This is a genomic window from Vogesella amnigena (assembly GCF_042648905.1).
Classification (GTDB): Bacteria; Pseudomonadota; Gammaproteobacteria; order Burkholderiales; family Chromobacteriaceae; genus Vogesella; species Vogesella amnigena.
Map to the genome: position 1 here is coordinate 92288 of NZ_JBHRYH010000046.1, position 19331 is coordinate 111618.

Genomic DNA, 19331 nt, shown 5'->3' on the forward strand with positions numbered 1-19331 from the left:
TTGCGCGCTCAGCCAAAGCGTCTTGCAGCATCCAGCGCCAGCCCGGTGCCGATACTGCCATAGCGGTCCCCTTCCACCACGGTGGCGTTGGGGAACATGGCTGCCACTCGCTGCCGCAACAGCGGCACACCACTGGAACCACCGGTAAAAAACAGGGTATCCACCTGTGGCGCCTGCAGCTGCGCGTCCTGCAGCAAGCGGCCGATGGTGGTTTCAATGCTGCACAGCAGCTGGTGAATCGACTCGTGGAATGCCTCGCGGCCAACCTCATGCTGCAAGCCGTCCTCGATTTCCTGCAGCGACAGCATGGTGCTGTCCTGCTCGCTGAGCGCGATCTTGGCCGCCTCCACCTGGATGGCCAGCCAGTGACCGGCACGCTTGCTGATCAGATTGAACAGGCGATCCAGCTTGTCACGCTCCAGCGCATCGGCATACACGCCCTGCAATTCGGACCATACCTTGCGGCTGTAGGCAAAGTTGATGGTGTGCCAGGTTGCCAGGTTGAAGTAATAGCTGGATGGCACCTCGGCGTTGTTGCGCAAGCGGGTGCGGTAACCCAGCTGCGGCATCACCGCTTTGAGGCTGAGCTGCTTGTCGAAATCGGTACCACCGATATGCACGCCGCCATTGGCCAGAATATCGTCCACCCGCTCCACCTGCGCTAGGCGCTGCGGCGACAGGCGCAGCAGTGAAAAGTCGGAGGTGCCGCCGCCGATATCCACGATCAGCACCAGTTCTTCGCGCTGGATACGGCTTTCATAGTCGAAGGCGGCAGCTATCGGCTCGTACTGGAATGCCACTTCGGCAAAACCGGCACGACGCGCAATGTCCGCCAGCGTGTCCTGCGCCAATTGGTCGGCGGCGGCATCGTCATCCACAAAAAACACCGGCCGGCCAAATACCGCTCGGTCAAAACCACGACCGGCCGACAGTTCGGCGCGCTGTTTCAGCGCGGAGATGAAATAGGACAGCAGATCGAGAAACCGCAGCGGACGGCCCTGCACTTCGGTCTGCCCCTGCATCAGCCCGGTACCGAGAATGCTCTTCAGTGAGCGCATCAGGCGGCCTTCGTAGCCTTCCAGGTATTCGGTCAGCGCGGCACGGCCAAACGCCACGCTTTCTTCGTCGGCATTGAAGAACACCACCGACGGCAAGGTGGTCCTGCCCTCTTCCAGCGCAAGCAATGCCGGCTGCCCTGGCCGCCACCAACCAACCGTGGAATTGGAGGTACCGAAGTCCACCCCACAGGCATTTACCGTCATGTTCCCGCTCCCGGCGCAAAAAGGAGCGGGATTATAGCGAATGCCGGCATGCGGCGGTGATTATTGCGCCCCCCCGTGCCGGGCATTGCGCCAAAGCGCCGGCAGCGGCGCAGCCACCGCCTGGCCGGGATTTCTTATCCGCGCTCAAGGTGGCAAGCAGCCGCAGCATGGCAAAGTGCGCACATCTTCCGCAGGAGACTCCCATGCAAGTTCTTACCGATACCGTGTTCCCGTTTGACGCCCGTGGCGTTGCCAAGCGCTTCCGCCATGCGGCCATCTTTGGTGCGCTCGAAGCCCTGCACCATGGCGAAACCATGCGTTTCATCAATGATCACGACCCGCTGCCGCTGCTGGGCCAGATCCAGCAACGCTATGGCGCCCAGGTGCGCTACAGCTACCAGCAGCGCGATAGCAATCAGGTGGTGATCGACTTCACCATCCAGCTGGCGGAAGCCGAACCGGCCCCGCAGCAAGGCGGTTGTGGTGGCGGCGGTGGCTGCGGCTGCTCCGGTGGCTAACGCAGCACACAAAGACAAACTGCCAATTGAGCGCTGTCTTTTCAGAATATTCCCGGGCTGCCTATGGCAGCCTTTGTCATTGGCGACAAATACGCTTTGCACCGCGGCGCGCATTTCCTAGAATGCACAGGTTTCCACCTACCCGCACCCCCACCATGGGCCACGCTCTCGCCCGCAAACTGCTCTCGCTGCTCGGGCTTATCCTGGCAGTTGTGGCCTCAGGCACCATCGGCTACCACCTGCTGGAGCACTGGTCACTGTTCGACAGTCTGTACATGACCATCATCACCCTGGCCACCATTGGCTATGGCGAGACACACCCACTGGACTTGGCCGGCCGGATATTCACCATCCTGCTGATCGTATTTGGCACCGGCGTGGTGGGCTACGGCCTGTCTTCCCTGACGCTGATGCTGTTCCAGGGCGACCTGCCTGCCTACCTGCGTAAAAGAAAAATGGACAAGATCATCTCCCGGCTGGAAAAGCACGTCGTCATCTGCGGCCTGAGTCGAAGCGGTTTATATGTTCTGGACGAACTCCACCGTGCGGGGCACAAGATCGTGGTGATTGAAAAAGATGCCTCGCGTGCCACACAGTTTCTGACGTCTTATGGCCACCCCTATATTTCCGGCGATGCCACCGAAGACGACAACCTGCTGGCCGCCGGCATCACGCGTGCCCGCGCACTGATCACCTGCCTGACATCGGACGCCGACAACGCCTTCGTTACCGTGACCGCGCGCAGCCTCAACCCTGGGCTGACCATAGTCTCCAAAGCCGAGACCGAGAGCGCCCGCAAAAAGCTGCTGGCGGTCGGCGCCGACCACGTGGTGATCCCGTCTTACCTGGGTGGCATGAACATGGCTTCGCTGGTGGTCAACCCGCAGGCAATGCACTTTTTCGAGCGATTGCACAACCGCTACCCTCACGCTTTCCGTGCCGAACTGCTGCCCGTGGAGGTTGCCTGGGTTGGCCGCAGCATCGGGGAGTGCCTGCCGGTAAGCGATGGCAGCGTGATCGTGATTGCCGTGGAACTGCCAGGCGGCGAGGTACAGTTCAACCCGGGGCCCGAGACGAAACTGCATCACGACGAATCGCTGATGGTGATCCGGCGGCATGTTCCAGCCGATGCCGTATAAAGCACAAGGCCGAGTTCCAAGACTCGGCCTTGTGCTTTCAGGCTGCGGACAAACCAATCGTTTACGCGCCACCGGACCCGGCAAAGCCGGGCCGCTCCGGCCAAGCACTGCAATCGGCAGCCTTCCTGTTTGCAGAACAAAGCGCTTTTGCGCCGCAAAAGCGCTTTGTCAACACCCTCAAAAGCACAAGGCCGGGTCCATTGGACCCGGCCTTGTGCTTTATACAGCGACGCTTCAGCCAAAGTGGCAGACGTAGTGCAGCGTGTCGAGCACCTCGATCTGGAAGCTGCTCTCGCCCGGCACTGCGAACGAATCACCAGCCTGATAGCGCTTGGCCTCGCTGTCGCCAGCCAGGGTCACCTTGCACTCGCCAGCCAGCACTTCCATGATCTCCGGCGCACCGGTACTGAACAACAGCTTGGCCGGCAGGATCACGCCCACCGACTTGCGGGTGCCATCCGGCAGAATCACGTTGTGGCTCACACACTTGCCATCGAAGTACACATTGGCGCGTTTTACCACGCTCACATTGTCAAACTGTTCCATGAGTTTTCCTTGTCACTGGGCACGGCCGTTTACGGCTCTTGCGTTGCATCATGCCTGCGGCGGCTTTGCAGCGTCAATGCATGGAAACACCAGGCGGCAGTCAACGCACATGCGGCAGCGGCTCCCCTTGCTGCATCAGTTCCCGCACCACCTCGTTGAAGCAGGCAATCCATTGCGCATCGAACTGCGCCTCGCTGGCATTCACCTCCGCCACCGCCCGCAGCAGAGAGCGAACCTGTTGCCGCTGCCCATGCCGCAGAATCACCGCTTCAAACGTATCGATGATCGCCAGCAGCTTGGCGCCATCACAGATCAACTCCCCGCGCAGCCCCGCCGGATAACCCTGCCCGTCCGGCCGCTCATGATGCTCACGCACGATGCGCGCGGCCAACTCCCAGCCAGGCATGCGCACCAGCAGTTCGGCAGCCCACACCGGGTGCGCCGCCAGCTGCACCCGCTCCTCTTCACTCAGGCGCGCTTGCTTGAGCCACAGCTCTTGCGGCAGGAACATCATGCCGACATCGTGCAAGTAGACTGCCGCTTCCAGCTGCAAGGGATCAATGCGCACGCCGGCAGCCCGGTTACACGCCGAAGCCAGAATCAGGTTGCGTTCTGTGCGCCCCTGAAACAGCACCGAGCGCTGTTCGAACTGCAACGCCAGCGAGTGGAAGAAAGCCAGATCGCCCTGCTGCGCCGGCGTCGCCTGCGCCACCGCCGCCTGCTCTGCCTGTTGCGGCACAAATCCGGTGAGCTGCTGCACCAGCTGCCACGCAGCCTCCTGCATCTGCTGCTTGGGCTGCTGAGCCAGCACATGCAGGGAATCCGCCAGCGTGTTGAAATCCTGCAGCGATACGGTGCGCCCGCTATCCAGCTGCGAAATCAATAGCTCCAGCCTGTCCAACGCCAACAACACCACCTGCTCCAGCGCCGCTCCGAACAACAGCTCGCCAGACCTGACGCGCGCCAGGATGTCCTCCACGGCATGCACCAGCGGCTCGACAAAATACAGCCGGCACAAGCCAGCATCGCCCTTGATGGTGTGAAAAAGCCGCATCAGCTCCGCCTGCACGGCGACATCACGCGGCTGCTGCCGCAAGCGATGCAGCAGATTGGCGCCGCGTGGCGCGTAATCATTCAGCGCATAGAGGAAATCGGCAAAACTTTCTTCATCCTCAATACGATACTGTAGTGCAGTCTCCGTCATGGCCATGCTCTCCTCATTACTCCTGGCTGACTGCACTATAGAGCTTGTCCCCGCTGCCACCCAGCCTGATCACTCATCCATCACATGACATGGCACAAAAACCCCCAGTTTTTTGGAGAATCTTCACAAAAAAGACTTGCCTGCGGCGATAAGCGCAGGCAGACTGCGTATTGCAGTTTTTCAAGTCGTGATCTGTACAGTTGTTGTAAAGGCTATCGCCGTACCACAGTTTGTCTTTTCCCTTGATTGACATGCGCTTTTCTCATACTCAACGCTTTCTCAATAAGGGAATAGAACATGGCAACCGGTACCGTAAAATGGTTCAACGACGCTAAAGGTTTCGGCTTCATTACTCCGGACAACGGCGGTGACGACGTATTCGCTCACTTCTCCCAGATCAACTCCAAGGGCTTCCGCTCCCTGGCAGAAAACCAGCGCGTAAGCTTCGACATCGTTGAAGGCCCGAAGGGCAAGCAAGCTTCCAACATTCAGCCGATCTAATTCGGTTCGAATCAGGAATCTGAAAAACCTGGATGCATGCATCCGGGTTTTTTGTTTTTTAGCGCCATCACCAACAGATACGAATCATGGACAGCAATCACGACGACATCGTTGCCGCCACCCGCAACTGGCTGGAAAAGGCCGTTATCGGCCTCAACCTGTGCCCGTTCGCCAAGTCGGTTTACGTCAAGGAACAAGTTCGCATCGTGGTGAGCGATGCCAGCACTCCGGAACAGCTACTGGAGCACCTGGTAACCGAGTTGCAGCTACTGGCCGACTCCGACCCGGAAGAAATAGACACCACCCTGCTGGTACACCCGCTGGTACTACAGCGTTTCATGGATTTCAATGAATTCCTTGGTGTTGTCGACGCCGTAGTAAGCGAGATGCAACTGGAAGGCATACTGCAAGTTGCCGAGTTTCACCCCAAATTCCAGTTTGATGGCACCACCATCAACGATGTCAGCAACAACACCAACCGCTCGCCATACCCCACCCTGCACCTGTTGCGCGAAGCCAGCATTGCCCGTGCCGTGGAGGCCTTCCCGGATCCGGCAGCCATCTACGAACGCAATATCGAAACCATGGAACAACTGGGGCGCGCCGGCTGGGATGCCCTGCAGGTTGGCCCGCACAAGTCCGGCACTTAAGCCGGATACACCAGGCAGCGGCCGCTCGTTACCAGCAAGCTACTCGGTGAACGGCAACGGGGCACTGGCCGCCGCCCGGTCTTCCACCCCCATGCCATCCAGCAAGGCACACAGCCCTTCGGACAAGGCCTGCAACTGCGACGGCCCCAACCGCGACAGCGCCTCGGGTAACCAGCCGCGCGGCGCAAAATCCGCCTGTGCCATCAATTGCCTTCCAGCTTCGGTCAGCATTACCTCCACCACGCGCTGATCTCGCGCATTACGCTCGCGCTGCACATATCCCAGCTCCTCCAGCCGTAGCAGCATATTGCTGAGCGTTGCCGGCTTGATCGACATGCGCGCCGCCAGTTCACCAGCCTTCAGTGCCCCCGCCTCGCGCAGCTCGGCCAGCACCCATGCCTGAGCACCAGGAATACCCAGTTGCTTCTCGATTCCCGCCGAATGCTGTTGCGCAGCACGAAACACCACCCGGAATTGCTGCAGCACCTGCAATGGCGCCAGCGGAACTTTTGTATCAGTCATCGCATCAGATCTGTAAATATATTTTTATACAAAACAATATGGAGATAGCATGCAGATCGCAGAGTTCACCCGCTCGGAACTGGGCACCATAGGCGTCGAGCTGGAGGTACAGCTACTGGATCGCCAGACCCTGGACCTGAAACCTTGCGCCAGCGAGTTGCTGGCGCTTCGACAGCCACACCAGTTGGCGCACTTCAAGCAGGAAGTCACCTGTTCGATGCTGGAAATCAACAGCGGCATCCATGACGACAGCGCCACCCTGCAAACCGAGCTGCAATCTCTGGCCAGGCAATTGCAACAGTTGGCCGCAGACTGCGACGCCATTGCCTGCGGTGGCGGCACACACCCGTTCCAGGACTGGCGCCAGCGCCAGATCAGCAACCAGCAGCGCTATCACGCCTTTGCCGAGCACTACGGTTACCTGGCACGGCAGTTTACCGTGTTTGGCCAGCACATCCATATTGGCTGCCCGGACGGTGACACCGCGATCTGGCTGTGCCATGCGCTGGGCTATTACATCCCGCACCTGATTGCGCTGTCGTCGGCATCGCCCTTTGTGCAGGGCGAAGCCACCGCCTTTGCCTCCTCGCGCAGCAATACCGTGCTGGCCTTTCCCAACAGCGGCCATCTGCCGGCGGGCGTCAGGAACTGGCGGGACTTCCAGCAACATGCGGAACAGCTGGCCAGTTGCGGCGTGATTCAGTCGCTCAAGGATTTGTACTGGGACATTCGCCCCAAGCCGGAATACGGCACCGTGGAACTGCGGGTGTTCGACACCCCGTACAACATCAGCCGCGCCACGCAGCTTGCGGCGCTGACCCAGGCACTGGGGCTGTATTTTGTCACCACCCGCCCCACTCTGCCCGGGCGAGCGGCGCTATACAGCGTGTACGACTACAACCGTTTCCAGGCGGCACGCTTCGGCTGCGATGCCGAGTTCATCGACATACGTTGCGGCCAACGTCGCAGCCTGCGTGCCAGCCTGCTGGAAATGCTGCAGATGCTAGCCCCGTACAGCAGCAGCGATTACGGCCGTAGTTGCCTGCAGGAGCTGGAAGCAGCCATCGTCAGCAACCGCCTCGACTACCAACAGGCCACACAGCTGGCAGCTGACAGCCAGAGTCTGCAACATGTGCAGCAAACCCTGGCCGGCAATTGGGCCGATTAGACGGCAGTACCGCCCACGGTCAGCCCACCGTCAATACGCAGCGTAGGCTGACCCACACCCACCGGCACGCTCTGGCCTTCCTTGCCGCACACGCCAACGCCTTCGTCCAGCGCCAGATCATTACCGATCATGCCCACGTAGTTGAGCACATCGGGGCCATTGCCGATCAGGGTGGCGCCCTTTACCGGGTAGGCCAGCTTGCCGTTCTCGATCTTCCATGCCTCGGAGGCGGAGAACACGAACTTGCCACTGGTGATATCCACCTGGCCGCCGCCAAAGTTGGCCGCATAGATACCGTCTTTCACCGAAGCGATGATTTCCTCCGGCGATTTGTCGCCGGCCAGCATATAGGTGTTGGTCATGCGCGGCATCGGGATATGCGCGTAGGACTCGCGCCGACCGTTGCCGGTAGGAGCCATGCCCATCAGCCGCGAGTTCATCGCGTCCTGCATGTAAGCCTTCAGGATGCCATCCTCGATCAGCGTGGTGCAGTTGGTGGCATTACCCTCGTCGTCGATGGACAGGGAGCCACGACGCCCCGGCAAGGTGCCATCGTCCACCACGGTCACACCCGGGGCCGCCACGCGCTGGCCGATGCGGCCACTGAATGCCGATGTACCCTTGCGGTTGAAGTCGCCCTCCAGACCGTGGCCGATGGCCTCGTGCAGCAGCACGCCGGGCCAGCCGGAGCCCAGCACCACGGTCATGGCACCAGCCGGCGCCGGGCGCGACTCCAGATTGATCAGCGCCTGACGTACCGCCTTGTCCACATGGTGGGCGATGAAGTCATCGCTGAAACCGGTCAGATCGTAGCGGCCGCCGCCGCCGCTGCTGCCCATTTCACGACGGCCGGCCTGCTCGGCAATCACCGTTACAGACAGCCGCACCAGCGGACGCACATCGGCCGCGCGCACGCCATCGTGCCGCGCCAGGTAGATCACGTCGTACTCTGCCACCACCCCGGCCATCACCTGGATCACCCGCGGGTCGCTGGCGCGGGCCAGGCGCTCCACTTTTTCCAGCAGCTCCACCTTGGCCTCCGCCGGCAGGCTGTCCACCGGGTCCAGCGCCGGATACAGCGCACCGGGTTGACGTCGCTGCACCGCACCGGCGCTGCCATTGCCGCCGGCAGCGCCAATGGCGCGCACCGCATCGGCAGCCTGGCCCAGCGCAAAAGCACTGATATCGTCGGAGTAGGCAAACGCGGTCTTGTCACCGGATACCGCGCGCACCCCCACCCCTTGATCGATGCTGAAACTACCCGCCTTGACGATACCTTCCTCCAGGCTCCAACCCTCGGTGCGGGTGTACTGGAAATACAGGTCGGCATAATCCACCTGGTGCGCCAGCATGCGCCCCAGCGTGGCGTCGATCACGCCTTCATCCACCCCGTACGGGGACAGCAGCAGGTTGTCGGCAATGGCGATTGCGTTACTCATCATGATGTCTTTCAGGAAAACACCCGGTGCGCCAACGCAGGCAGACGCTCGCGTACCGAGTGGATCAATTCTTGGTCAATATCGGCCAGCACCACGCCCTCGCCCTTGTCGAGCTGCGCCACAATGCGACCCCACGGGTCGATGACGATGCTCTGGCCATGCGTGCTGCGGCCGTTCTCATGCATGCCACCCTGAGCGGAAGCCAGTACATAGCACTGGTTTTCGATGGCCCTGGCACGCAACAACACTTCCCAGTGCGCCGCGCCGGTGGTAGCGGTAAACGCCGCCGGCAGCACCAACAGGTCGAACGGCGCCATCTGGCGGAACAGCTCGGGGAAGCGCAGGTCGTAGCAGATGCCGAAAGCGATGTCGGCCAGCGGGGTGCTGATCTTCAGCGGCTCGCTGCCGGCCACGATGCTGTCCGATTCGCAATAGCGCTCGCCCTGTCCGGTAAAGCCGAACAGGTGAATCTTGTCGTAGCGGCCTGCCACGCTGCCATCTGGCGCAAACAGCAGCAAGGTATTGAGCACCTTGCCCGGCTGCTGGCTGACCAGCGGCACGGTACCGCCCACCAGCCACACACCATGCTCGCGCGCCAGCGCGGCCAGCGCCTGCTGCAACGGGCCATTGCCGTACGGTTCGCTGATCGCCACCTTGTCGCTATCCTGCCGCCCCATCAGGCAGAAATACTCCGGCAGCACGATCAACTCCGCGCCTTGCCCTGCGGCCTCCGCCACCAGTTCGGCGGCTCGTTGCAGGTTCTGCTGCGGATCGGTGCCAGACACCATCTGCACCGCTGCCACCCTGAAATTCTTGCTCATTGCTTCCTCCCGCTAGCGTGGCGGCACTGCCGCCGGCTGTTTTTCCACCTGCTGACCGATTTTCCGTACTTGCGGCTCGGTCAGGCTGCCAGTGACTTCATATTCATAGGACAGTATCTGACTTACCGGGTCCTGCAACAGTTTTTGTGCGGCAAACGCCACCGCGCCGGCCACCGGGTTGAGCAAGGTGGCACCGGTAATCACTGCCACGCTCTCCGAAATGGTAGGGGTAATGCGCACCAGCACCTGCTGCCGGTTGGCCGCCAGGTCTGCCTCGCCGCGCATTGCCACCTTGGCCGCTGGCCCCTGGATGGCAATATCGCTGGAGCGGAACACGCCGGCATCGATGCTGGCCGTACCGCGTAAGCTATCGAAGGCAAAGCCGCTGCTGAACACATCGGTAAAATCCAGGCGGATACGCCGCGTCAGCGACTGCAGACTCAGCAAGCCCAGCAGCCGCCCGGCGCCTGGCTCCACCTGGGCGAACTGCCCCTTGCCGAGATCCAGCTTTACCGCGCCGCTCAGGCGGGCAAGGTCGAACGCCAGCAGCTGCCCCAGCCACTGCACCTTGCCGGACATCTCGCCGGCTCCGCCCTTGAGCATGCCGGGCAGGCCAACCCGGTCGAGCAAGGCGCCGGCATTGGCCGCCTTGAGGGAAAACTCCAGCTCGGTATTGCGCGCCGCGCTGCTACTGCCTTCCGGCGCCGAACCCTTGATCTGCAGCTGCGCTTCCGGCGTGGTCAGCACCACCTCATCCAGCAGCCACAGCCTGGGCTGATGGTGCGCCTGCAGCGACAACGCGCCCAGCTCATGGCCAGCCAGCGCGAAGCGCTCCACATTGACATCCAGCGCCGGTAGCGACTGCGCACCATCCTCAGTCACTGGCTCGGCAGCTGCCGGCAAGGGCAAGGCCAAACGCTGCATGCGTGCATGCAGCACTCCCTTGCCGTAAGGCTGGTAGTTCAGTTCCCCCTGCAGTTCGCGGGCATTCAGCCGTAGCGCGAACGGCGCCGTACCGCCCTGCCAGTCAAACCTGCCATCCACATCGTGCAGCTGCTTGCCCTGCAGCTGCAGCGCCGCCGCCTCGACCCGCACCTGCAGCGGCGGCATCACGGTATCGGCACTGGCGCCACTGGCCTGCACCTGTTGCAGCCACGGGTCCAGCTGCAGTTGCGGGCTGCGGACATGGATGCTGATATTGTCCAGCGGCTCCGGCGAGCCGCCACCCACACCAACCCCCACACCCAGCAGGCTGCCATCCTGGCGCAAGGTCACCACGCCGCTGGCGCGCGCCTGTTGCTGCCACTCCAGCCGCCAGCCACGCAAGCTTGGCCGCAAGACCAGCTGCAGCGGCCAGGCATCATCCGCCGGCTTGCCCAGCGGCGCCGGTGCGCTGCTGGCAATACCCTGCAGATTGCTGCTCACCAGCAGCTCCTCCAGCTTGTCGCCCACCACGAAACTGGCCTGATAAGGGGTGCGTCCGCTCAGATACTCCTGCAGCAGCGGCACGTAACGCGCGGTGACTTGCGGCATTTCCAGCTCGCCACTGCTGGCAAAGTGCATCTTGCCGGCGGCATCCAGCGTGGCAGTCAGGTGACTGCGGCCGCCAAAAGCGCTGTAGTCGATGCCTGGGCTGAACGCCCCGCGCTCATTGAAGCGCAGCAGGCCACTGACGTTTTCCAGCGCCGGCAACGGCAGCTCACGGAACTGCAGCCGGTTGCCCTGCAAGCGCAGGCTGCCGTCCACCTTGCTGTCTTCGGCATGCGCCAGCGGAATCGTCAGCCCCAGCTGCAGGCTGGCCTGCCCGCTGCTATCGATCTGCGACAGGAAGCCACTCAGCCAGCGATCCACCGGGCTGGCACGGGTATAGGCCAGCATCTGCGCCAGCGCTGCCTGTGCCTGGCCATTGATCAACAACTTGCTGTCGCCACGACTGGTGGCTGGCAGCAGCACCTCGACCTTGTCCAGCGCCACGTCGGCTGTTCGCGCCCGATCGGCACTGATGCTGATATCGTCGTTGCGCATGGCAAAGCGCCCCTGGATGGCATCGATTGCCGGCCAGCCCGGTTCGAACTGCAGCTTGCCATCATGAATATCGGCAGATACCTCGAAGCGCCCGTCCCGACCATCGGCAAACGGAAATGCGGCCAACCTTCCCTGCAGGCTGGCACGAATCTGCCGCGCCTCGCCACCTTGCAGCGCCCGGCGCAACCAGCTCACGGTTTCTCGACCGATCAGCGCCGGCAGGTACGCCGGCACGCGCGCCGCCGGCATGCGGTCAGCTGCCAGCTGCAAATCACTGCGCACGCTGCCATCGGCAGCCAGTTGCAGATCGCCGTGAATATTGGCAGTCACATCCGGTGTTTGCAGCGCCACGTCCGGCACATTGATCTGCCAGCCGGCGCCGGCACGCTGCCAGTCCAGCTTGGCGGCAAACTGCTGCACGCTTACCGGCTGCGACAGTTCGCCCGGCACCTGCAGGCGCGAATCGCGCGCAGCCAGGGTAAGTCGACCGCCGTTGGCGGCCATGTCGACACGACCATCCACACCACCCTCCAGCCGCACGCCATTGTGCAAGCCGAACGACAGCTGCCGGAAACCGGTGGCAAGCTGGTAATCACGCGGCGCGCGCAGCGGCCCCTGCCAGCGCAGGTCGACTTGCTGCAGATCGCCACCAAGTTCGGCCAGCGCGCTATTGGCCAGCGCCGGCACCTGGGGACGCAGCAATGGCAGCAGCGGTGCCAGCGACAGCCGGCTGATGCGGGCACTGCCACCTTCGGCATCATGCCAGCTCGCCCCGACCACGGCATCCGCCAGCAACTTGCCATACTGGGTATTCACCACCAGGTGGCTGGCCTGCAATACATGCCGCCCCGGCTCGTCGCTGCGGTAGTCCACCTCGCCAGCCAGATGCGGTAGCGGGACATTCTGACCCGATAGCGACAGCGCCACCTTTTCCACCTGCCACTTGCCGCCAAGCCGGGTGATGCGACCATCGGCAAACGCCAGCGCCAGTTGCGACGAGGCAGCGCCGCCGACACTGACCGGCGCATTCGGCCAGTAGCGCTGCAGCCAGTTCAGTTCCGGCGCATCCGCCTGCAATGCCAGCTCGCCGCGCCAGCTGCGCCACTCGCGACTGCGGCTGCCACGCCAGCTGGCATCCATATCCAGGCGCGACAGCAGCGCGCTTTCCGGCCGCGCCCGCACCTGCAGGCGATGCCCGAGTAAGGTATCCACCAGCTGCAAACGCATATCGCGCGCCGACAGCGGCGGCAGGCCCAGCAACTGGTCGTGCCAGCTGAAGCGCTGCAACTGCACATCCACCGTGTCCTGTCGCAATAGCCAATCCAGCGCCGCGCCATCGCCACGCCCTTCATCCAGCGCGATACCGTTCAGCCGCAGGCGGCCATCCGGCAAGCGCTGCAGATCCAGCGCCAGGCCACGCAGACTGATCAGCGACAACCGCGGCTCCAGATACAGCAAGCTTTTCCAGGCCGGTACCAGCCGCGCCTCGCGCAAGCGCATCGGCGGGCTATCCGGCCGCGGACGCAGCACCACATCATTCAAGGTGATCTGCGGCGCCCATAGCAGCCACTGGCCGCTGATGCGGCCAACCTTGACCGGCATGCCGATGCTGTCGCCAGCCCAGCGCTCGATATCCGGTCGCAGGCGGTCGATATTGGGGAGAAAGGCAAAACGGAACAGCAGGAAAGCGCTCGCCAACAGCACAGCTGCCAGCGCCAGCAACAGGAACACCACGCGCAGCACGCGTCGCGTCAGCTGCACGATGCGCAGGCTGCGATCTTCGCGCACTGCGTCGGAGTCGGAAGAAGGGTTAGAATGCAGAGTCACGATTTCGTCATAGCGTTGAAGGCGCATTATGCCAGCAAACCTCGCCGCCATCCCAGCCGCCAGAACATTCAGTTACTACCTGGAGCGCCAGCTCGCCGCCCATCCGGAACAACTCGCCCTGCTGGAAAGTCGGCTGCACCACCCGTTCGACCTGCAGGAAATGCAGGCCTTCAGCGATTGGGACAGCATGGACAGCGTGGAAGTGCTGCAACCATGCCTGCGCAAGCTGCGCAGCGCGGTAATGGCGCGGTTGATTGCCCGCGACGTGGGCGGGCTGACCGATCTTGATGAAGTGGTACGCACCATCAGCCTGCTAGCCGATTTTGCCATCAACACCACGCTACCGATTGCCCGCCGCAGCCTGGCTCACTTTGGCGACCCGATCGGCGAAGACAGTGGCGAGGTGCAGGAAATGATCGTGGTCGGCATGGGCAAGCTCGGCGGCCATGAGCTGAATGTCTCCTCCGACATCGACCTGATCTTTCTGTACCCGGAAGGCGGCGATACCAACGGCAGTCGCAAGCTGGCCAACCACGAGTACTTTACCCGTCTGGGCAAGCTGCTGATCGGCGCGCTCAACGACATCACCTTCGACGGCCAGGTGTTCCGCGTCGACATGCGCCTGCGCCCCTACGGCGATTCCGGCCCGCTGGTAATGAGCCTGGCGGCGCTGGAAAACTACCTGCTGACCCAGGGCCGCGAGTGGGAGCGCTACGCCTGGATCAAGGCGCGGGTGATTGCCGGCGATGCCAGTCAGATGGAGCCGTTCACCCGCCCCTTCGTGTATCGCAAGTATCTGGATTACGGCGCCTACGGCGCCATGCGCGAGCTGCACGCGCAGATCCGCCGCGAAGTGGCACGCCGTGATATGGCAGAGAACATCAAGCTGGGGCCGGGCGGCATCCGCGAGGTGGAGTTCATCGCCCAGGTGTTCCAGCTGATCCGTGGCGGGCGCGAGCGCCGGCTGCAACTCAAGAGCACCCGCGACACCTATGCAGTGCTGGCCGAATTGCGGCTACTGGAGCCGGACACGGTGGCAGAGCTGCTGCAGGCCTACACCTTCCTGCGCAACCTGGAACACCGGCTGCAATACCTGGACGACCAGCAGACGCAAAGCCTGCCGACCAGCGACGACAACCGTCAGCGCATTGCCGGCAGTATGGGCTTTGCCGACTGGCAGAGTTTTCTGGATGAACTGAACCAGCACCGGCGCAAGGTCACACGCCACTTCGAGCAGGTGTTCTTCCTGCCCACCGAAGGCGCTCCGGCGCACCCGCTCACCGGGCTGTGGCGCGACATTGCCGACACCGATGCCTGCGGCCAACTTGCCGCGCTTGGCTACCTAGATGCCGAAGCGATCCAGCAGCAATTGCGCAGCCTGCAGGCCAGCCAGCGCTATCAGCAGCTGCCGGATGGCAGCCGCAAGAAAATGGACGCTCTGATGGGGCCGCTAATCGAGGTGGCAGGCGGTTTCGAAAACCCGGACACCACGCTGTCGCGGGTACTGACCCTGATCGAAGCCATCAGCCGCCGCGCCTCCTACCTCGCGCTACTGCAGGAATATCCGCAGACGCTGCAGCGACTGGCCTCGCTGTGCTCCGCCAGCGCCTGGGTATCCGTCTACCTGACCCAGCACCCCATCCTGCTGGACGAACTGCTGGATGCGCGCGTGCTATACGCCAGCCCGGACTGGCCACAGTTGGCCGCACAGCTGCAACAGCAGTTGGAAGACTGTCAGGGCGACGTGGAAGCCAAAATGGACACCCTGCGCCACTTCCAGCATGCGCAGACCTTCCGCCTGGTGGCACAGGACCTGGCCGGCATGTGGACGCTGGAAGCACTGTCCGACGAGCTGTCGCGTCTTGCCGACCTGGTACTGGACGCCACCATCCAGCATGCCTGGCTGGACATTCCCAAGCGCCACCGCGCGGTGCCGCTGTTCGCCGCCATCGGCTACGGCAAGCTGGGCGGCAAGGAGCTGGGCTACGCCTCCGACCTGGACGTGATCTTCCTGTATGACGACGAGGATCAGGACGCCGCCGAGCTGTACTCCCGGCTTGCCCGCAAGATCACCACCTGGCTCACCAGCACCACCTCGGCTGGCGTGCTGTACGACATCGACCTGCGCCTGCGCCCCAATGGCTCCAGCGGCCTGCTGGTCAGCACCACCGAGGCCTTCCGCCACTATCAGCACCACGACGCCTGGCTGTGGGAGCACCAGGCGCTGACCCGCGCCCGCTTTGTCTGCGGCGACGCCGCCATCGGTCAGCGCTTCGAGGAAATTCGCCAGGAGGTGCTGTCGCTGCCACGCGAACTGCCAGCGTTGGCCGCAGAGGTCATCAGCATGCGCAACAAGATGCTGGAAACCCACCCGGCACGCGAGGATGACGTCAAGCATGCGCGCGGCGGCATCGTCGACGTGGAGTTCATCGTGCAGTACCTGATTCTGGCCCATGCCCACCAGGTGCCCGGCCTGCTGGCCAACAGCGGCAATATCGCACTACTGGCCACCGCCGCCGAAGCTGGCCTGATTCCCGCCCAACTGGCGAACCAGGCACGCGACGCCTACCGCAGCTACCGCCGCCTGCAGCACGCCAGCCGGCTGAATGACAGCAGCAAGGTGAGCCACGCGCCGCTGGAACACTACCAGCACGTGCAGGCGCTGTGGCAGGCGGTATTTGGCGCACCGCCAGCACCGTGAAAGCCATAACACATTGCCGATGTGCAACGGTATAATCGCCGCACATTACAAATAACGGGACTTACGGAGAACTCACCATGTCGATGGCAGATCGCGACGGATTCATCTGGTACAACGGCGAACTCGTGGAATGGCGCAATGCCACCACCCACGTGCTGACCCACACCCTGCACTACGGCATGGGCGTGTTCGAAGGCGTACGTGCCTACGAAACCGCCAACGGCCCGACGATCTTCCGCCTGCAGGACCATACCGACCGTCTGTTCCGCTCCGCCAAGATCCTGGGCATGAATCTGCCGTTCAGCAAGGAGCAGATCAACCAGGCCCACCTCGACGTGGTGAAAGCCAACAAGCTCAGCTCCTGCTACTTCCGCCCGATGGCCTTCTACGGCTCCGGCAAGCTGGGCGTGGCTCCGAAGCAGGATGATGTGCAGGTGATCGTGGCTGCGTGGCCATGGGGTGCCTACCTGGGCGAAGAAGGCCTGGAAAAAGGCATCCGCGTGAAGACCAGCTCCTTCACCCGCCACCACGTGAATATCACCATGTGCAAGGCCAAGGCCAACGGCAACTACATGAACTCCATCCTGGCCAATAACGAAGCCACCGCCGATGGCTACGACGAGGCGCTGCTGCTGGATGTGGATGGTTTCGTGGCCGAAGGCTCCGGCGAGAACATCTTCATCATCCGCAATGGCAAGATGTACACCCCGGACCTGACCAGCGCGCTGGAAGGCATCACCCGCGACACCGTGGTACAGATTGCCGGTGAAATGGGCCTGCAGGTCATCGAAAAACGCATCACTCGCGATGAAGTCTACAGCGCCGACGAAGCCTTCTTCACCGGCACCGCCGCTGAAGTCACCCCGATTCGCGAACTGGATCGCCGCGCTATTGGCGAAGGCATGCGCGGCCCGATTACCACCGAGATTCAGAAGCGCTACTTCGACTGCGTGAAAGGCCTCGACAGCAGCAAACAGAACTGGCTGACCTACGTCGGCTAAACTACGACACCCGGCGGCCCAGGTCGCCGATCTTCGACCAAATCGAAAGCAAGCTAGCATGGCTGAACTGAAAGAAAACACCGCCCGCGTCATCGAAGTTACCGCCAAGGACCTGCCACTGCACTGTCCGACCCCGGATCAGGTCAAGTGGAACTCCCATCCGCGCGTGTTCCTGCCCATCGTCAAGAACGGCGGCGAAGCGCTGTGCCCGTACTGTGGCACCCGCTACCAGCTGACCGGCCCGCTGCCGCATGGCCATCATTAAGCCATTCAACCCATAGCCCGAATCGAAGGTGTAGCCTTGCTGCACCTTTTTTGCTTCTGTACATGATCAAGAAAATACTGGTGATCGGCCCCTCCTGGGTGGGCGACAGCGTCATGGCGCAACCCCTGTACCGGCGGCTGCACGAACGACACCCCGGCCTGGAGCTGCATGTATTCGCCCCAGCCTGGACTCTGCCGCTGCTGTCGCGCATGCCGGAAGTGGCCAAAGCACACCTCAACCCCTTCGGCCATGGCCAGCTGCGCCTGAAACAGCGCTGGAAGGTGGCGCGTCAGCTGCATACCGAACAGTTCGACCAGGTGGTGGTACTACCCAACTCGCTGAAGGCGGCACTTATCCCCTTCCTGGCTGGCATTCCCACGCGCACCGGCTTTACCGGCGAGCTGCGCTACGGCTTGCTCAACGACACCCGCGACCTGGACGAGCACGCGCTGCCCACCATGGTGGAGCGTTTCTGCGCACTGGCCGAAGCACCGGGCCAGCCCCTGCCGCGCCCGATTCCACACCCGCGACTGGCCTCGCGCCGCGAGCAACAGGAAGCTACCGCCCGCAAGCTGGGCATCGACCTTGCCCGCCCCATCGTGGCGATGTGCCCCGGCGCCGAGTACGGCCCGGCCAAGCGCTGGCCGGCACGGCATTTTGCCGAGCTGGCTCGCCGCTACCAGGCTGCCGGCTACCAGGTGTGCCTGTTCGGTTCGCCCAAGGATCGTGAAATCGGCGATGACATCGCCCGCCTGGCCGAAGGCGCCGCGGCCAACCTGTGCGGCAAGACCGGGCTGGAAGAAGCCATCGACCTGATGGGGCTTGCCAAACTGGCCATTTGCAACGACTCTGGCCTGATGCACGTTGCTGCGGCACTGGATGTGCCACTGGTGGGCATCTACGGCTCATCCAGCCCGGACTTCACCCCGCCGCTGAGCAACAAGGCCGCCATCGTGTCGCTGAACATGGACTGCAGCCCCTGCTTCGAGCGCAACTGTCCGTACAAACACACCCACTGCCTGGAAAACCTGCATCCGGCACAGGTATGGCACGCGGCCGAAAACCTGCTGCAACAGCAAACCCCGCAAGATGACCCGCAAGACTGAGAACATGAACCGCAAGGACATTCCCGCCACGCCGGAAGAAAACAGCCGCCGCATGGAGCTGGTGCGCGCCGCCGCCCGCTTGTTCCGCGACCAGGGTTACGAACGCACCACCGTGCGTGACCTGGGCAACGCAGTAGGCCTGCAATCGGGCAGCCTGTTCTATCACTTCCGCACCAAGGAAGAGATCCTGGTGGCGGTGATGGCGCTCGGCATTACCGCCACCACCGAACAACTGGCAAGCGCGCTGGCCAGCGCCACCGACACCCGCAGCAAACTGGCGGCACTGTTCCGCGTTCACCTGCACTCGCTGCTTGGCGACAATCAGGCCGCACTGGAAGTGATGCTGTACGAATGGCGCAGCGTATCGCCAGCCGCCAAGCCGGGTCTGATCGTGCTGCGTGACCGCTACGAAGCGCTGTGGCAGCAAGTGCTGGACCAGGCCGCCAGCGAGGGTCTGGTGAAGAACGACACCCGCCTGCTGCGCCGCACCCTGCTGGGCAGCCTGCACTGGACCGTGCAGTGGTACCGCAACGATGGCGAACTCAGCGTGGCGCAGCTGGCCGAGCGCATGCTGGCGCTGGTGCTGCGCGGCGAATAAGCCAACCCGCACCTGCAGGCCATTGAATGCGTTGATGA

17 protein-coding genes are annotated in these 19331 nt (G+C 62.8%); 10 read left to right on the forward strand and 7 right to left on the reverse strand.

Translation table 11 applies throughout. The features are described 5' to 3' along the window. Nucleotides 1-8: 8 nt before the first annotated feature. Nucleotides 9-1262 carry an Hsp70 family protein gene (locus ACFOKJ_RS16145; RefSeq protein ID WP_390281512.1) on the reverse strand — a complete coding sequence of 418 codons (1254 nt, stop codon included), beginning with the start codon at nucleotides 1260-1262 and terminating at the stop codon, nucleotides 9-11. Between the two features lie 203 nt (nucleotides 1263-1465). On the opposite strand from ACFOKJ_RS16145, the gene ACFOKJ_RS16150 reads away from it, so the two are divergent. Together ACFOKJ_RS16150 and ACFOKJ_RS16155 are read left to right on the forward strand one after the other, a co-directional pair. After that, nucleotides 1466-1780, forward strand: coding sequence for a DUF2249 domain-containing protein (locus ACFOKJ_RS16150; protein ID WP_390281513.1), 315 nt, complete (start codon nucleotides 1466-1468; stop codon nucleotides 1778-1780). A 122-nt stretch (nucleotides 1781-1902) separates the two neighbouring features. Continuing rightward, nucleotides 1903-2919: a potassium channel family protein gene (locus tag ACFOKJ_RS16155; protein ID WP_390281515.1), complete on the forward strand. Its 1017-nt coding sequence runs from the start codon at nucleotides 1903-1905 to the stop codon at nucleotides 2917-2919. A 234-nt stretch (nucleotides 2920-3153) separates the two neighbouring features. Here ACFOKJ_RS16155 and ppnP read toward each other — a convergent pair whose 3' ends face one another. Continuing rightward, nucleotides 3154-3465, reverse strand: coding sequence for a pyrimidine/purine nucleoside phosphorylase (gene ppnP, locus ACFOKJ_RS16160; RefSeq protein WP_390281517.1), 312 nt, complete (start codon nucleotides 3463-3465; stop codon nucleotides 3154-3156). Nucleotides 3466-3565: 100 nt separating this feature from the next. Next, entirely contained in the window at nucleotides 3566-4669 is a 1104-nt protein-coding gene (locus tag ACFOKJ_RS16165; RefSeq protein WP_390281519.1) for an HD-GYP domain-containing protein, read from the reverse strand. Between the two features lie 297 nt (nucleotides 4670-4966). Here ACFOKJ_RS16165 and ACFOKJ_RS16170 point away from each other — a divergent pair, with 297 nt between their 5' ends. Continuing rightward, on the forward strand, nucleotides 4967-5170 hold the full coding sequence (locus ACFOKJ_RS16170; protein ID WP_088967529.1) for a cold-shock protein: 204 nt from the start codon (nucleotides 4967-4969) through the stop codon (nucleotides 5168-5170). An 86-nt stretch (nucleotides 5171-5256) separates the two neighbouring features. Beyond that, entirely contained in the window at nucleotides 5257-5820 is a 564-nt protein-coding gene (locus tag ACFOKJ_RS16175) for a DUF1415 domain-containing protein (RefSeq protein ID WP_390281521.1), read from the forward strand. A gap of 39 nt (nucleotides 5821-5859) precedes the next feature. On the opposite strand, the gene ACFOKJ_RS16180 is transcribed toward ACFOKJ_RS16175, so the two are convergent. Next, complete coding sequence (locus ACFOKJ_RS16180; protein ID WP_390281523.1) at nucleotides 5860-6342, reverse strand: MarR family winged helix-turn-helix transcriptional regulator; 483 nt, start codon at nucleotides 6340-6342, stop codon at nucleotides 5860-5862. A 49-nt stretch (nucleotides 6343-6391) separates the two neighbouring features. Here ACFOKJ_RS16180 and ACFOKJ_RS16185 point away from each other — a divergent pair, with 49 nt between their 5' ends. Then, nucleotides 6392-7510 carry a YbdK family carboxylate-amine ligase gene (locus ACFOKJ_RS16185; protein WP_390281525.1) on the forward strand — a complete coding sequence of 373 codons (1119 nt, stop codon included), beginning with the start codon at nucleotides 6392-6394 and terminating at the stop codon, nucleotides 7508-7510. Here ACFOKJ_RS16185 and tldD read toward each other — a convergent pair. From tldD to ACFOKJ_RS16200, 3 genes are read right to left on the reverse strand one after another with little or no spacing between them, the layout of a single operon-like run. Next, the gene (gene tldD, locus ACFOKJ_RS16190; RefSeq protein ID WP_390281878.1) at nucleotides 7507-8949 is read right to left on the reverse strand and encodes a metalloprotease TldD; all 1443 of its coding nucleotides are present in this window, start codon (nucleotides 8947-8949) and stop codon (nucleotides 7507-7509) included. The genes ACFOKJ_RS16185 and tldD overlap by 4 nt on opposite strands. Before the next feature lie 11 nt (nucleotides 8950-8960). Continuing rightward, nucleotides 8961-9770 carry a carbon-nitrogen hydrolase family protein gene (locus tag ACFOKJ_RS16195; protein ID WP_390281528.1) on the reverse strand — a complete coding sequence of 270 codons (810 nt, stop codon included), beginning with the start codon at nucleotides 9768-9770 and terminating at the stop codon, nucleotides 8961-8963. Between the two features lie 12 nt (nucleotides 9771-9782). Then, on the reverse strand, nucleotides 9783-13622 hold the full coding sequence (locus ACFOKJ_RS16200; RefSeq protein WP_390281529.1) for a YhdP family protein: 3840 nt from the start codon (nucleotides 13620-13622) through the stop codon (nucleotides 9783-9785). 28 nt (nucleotides 13623-13650) lie between these two features. On the opposite strand from ACFOKJ_RS16200, the gene glnE reads away from it, so the two are divergent. The 5 genes from glnE (at nucleotide 13651) to ACFOKJ_RS16225 (ending at nucleotide 19293) form a co-directional block, all read left to right on the forward strand. After that, complete coding sequence (gene glnE / locus ACFOKJ_RS16205; RefSeq protein WP_390281531.1) at nucleotides 13651-16323, forward strand: bifunctional [glutamate--ammonia ligase]-adenylyl-L-tyrosine phosphorylase/[glutamate--ammonia-ligase] adenylyltransferase; 2673 nt, start codon at nucleotides 13651-13653, stop codon at nucleotides 16321-16323. 77 nt (nucleotides 16324-16400) lie between these two features. Next, entirely contained in the window at nucleotides 16401-17324 is a 924-nt protein-coding gene (locus ACFOKJ_RS16210) for a branched-chain amino acid transaminase (RefSeq protein WP_390281534.1), read from the forward strand. Between the two features lie 58 nt (nucleotides 17325-17382). Further along, a complete protein-coding gene (locus ACFOKJ_RS16215; protein WP_390281536.1) occupies nucleotides 17383-17589 on the forward strand; it encodes a zinc-finger domain-containing protein in 207 nt (68 codons plus the stop codon). Between the two features lie 62 nt (nucleotides 17590-17651). Next, complete coding sequence (waaF, locus tag ACFOKJ_RS16220) at nucleotides 17652-18695, forward strand: lipopolysaccharide heptosyltransferase II (RefSeq protein ID WP_390281537.1); 1044 nt, start codon at nucleotides 17652-17654, stop codon at nucleotides 18693-18695. After that, nucleotides 18679-19293 carry a TetR/AcrR family transcriptional regulator gene (locus ACFOKJ_RS16225; protein WP_390281539.1) on the forward strand — a complete coding sequence of 205 codons (615 nt, stop codon included), beginning with the start codon at nucleotides 18679-18681 and terminating at the stop codon, nucleotides 19291-19293. Before waaF ends, ACFOKJ_RS16225 begins: the two co-directional genes overlap by 17 nt. Nucleotides 19294-19331: the final 38 nt, after the last annotated feature.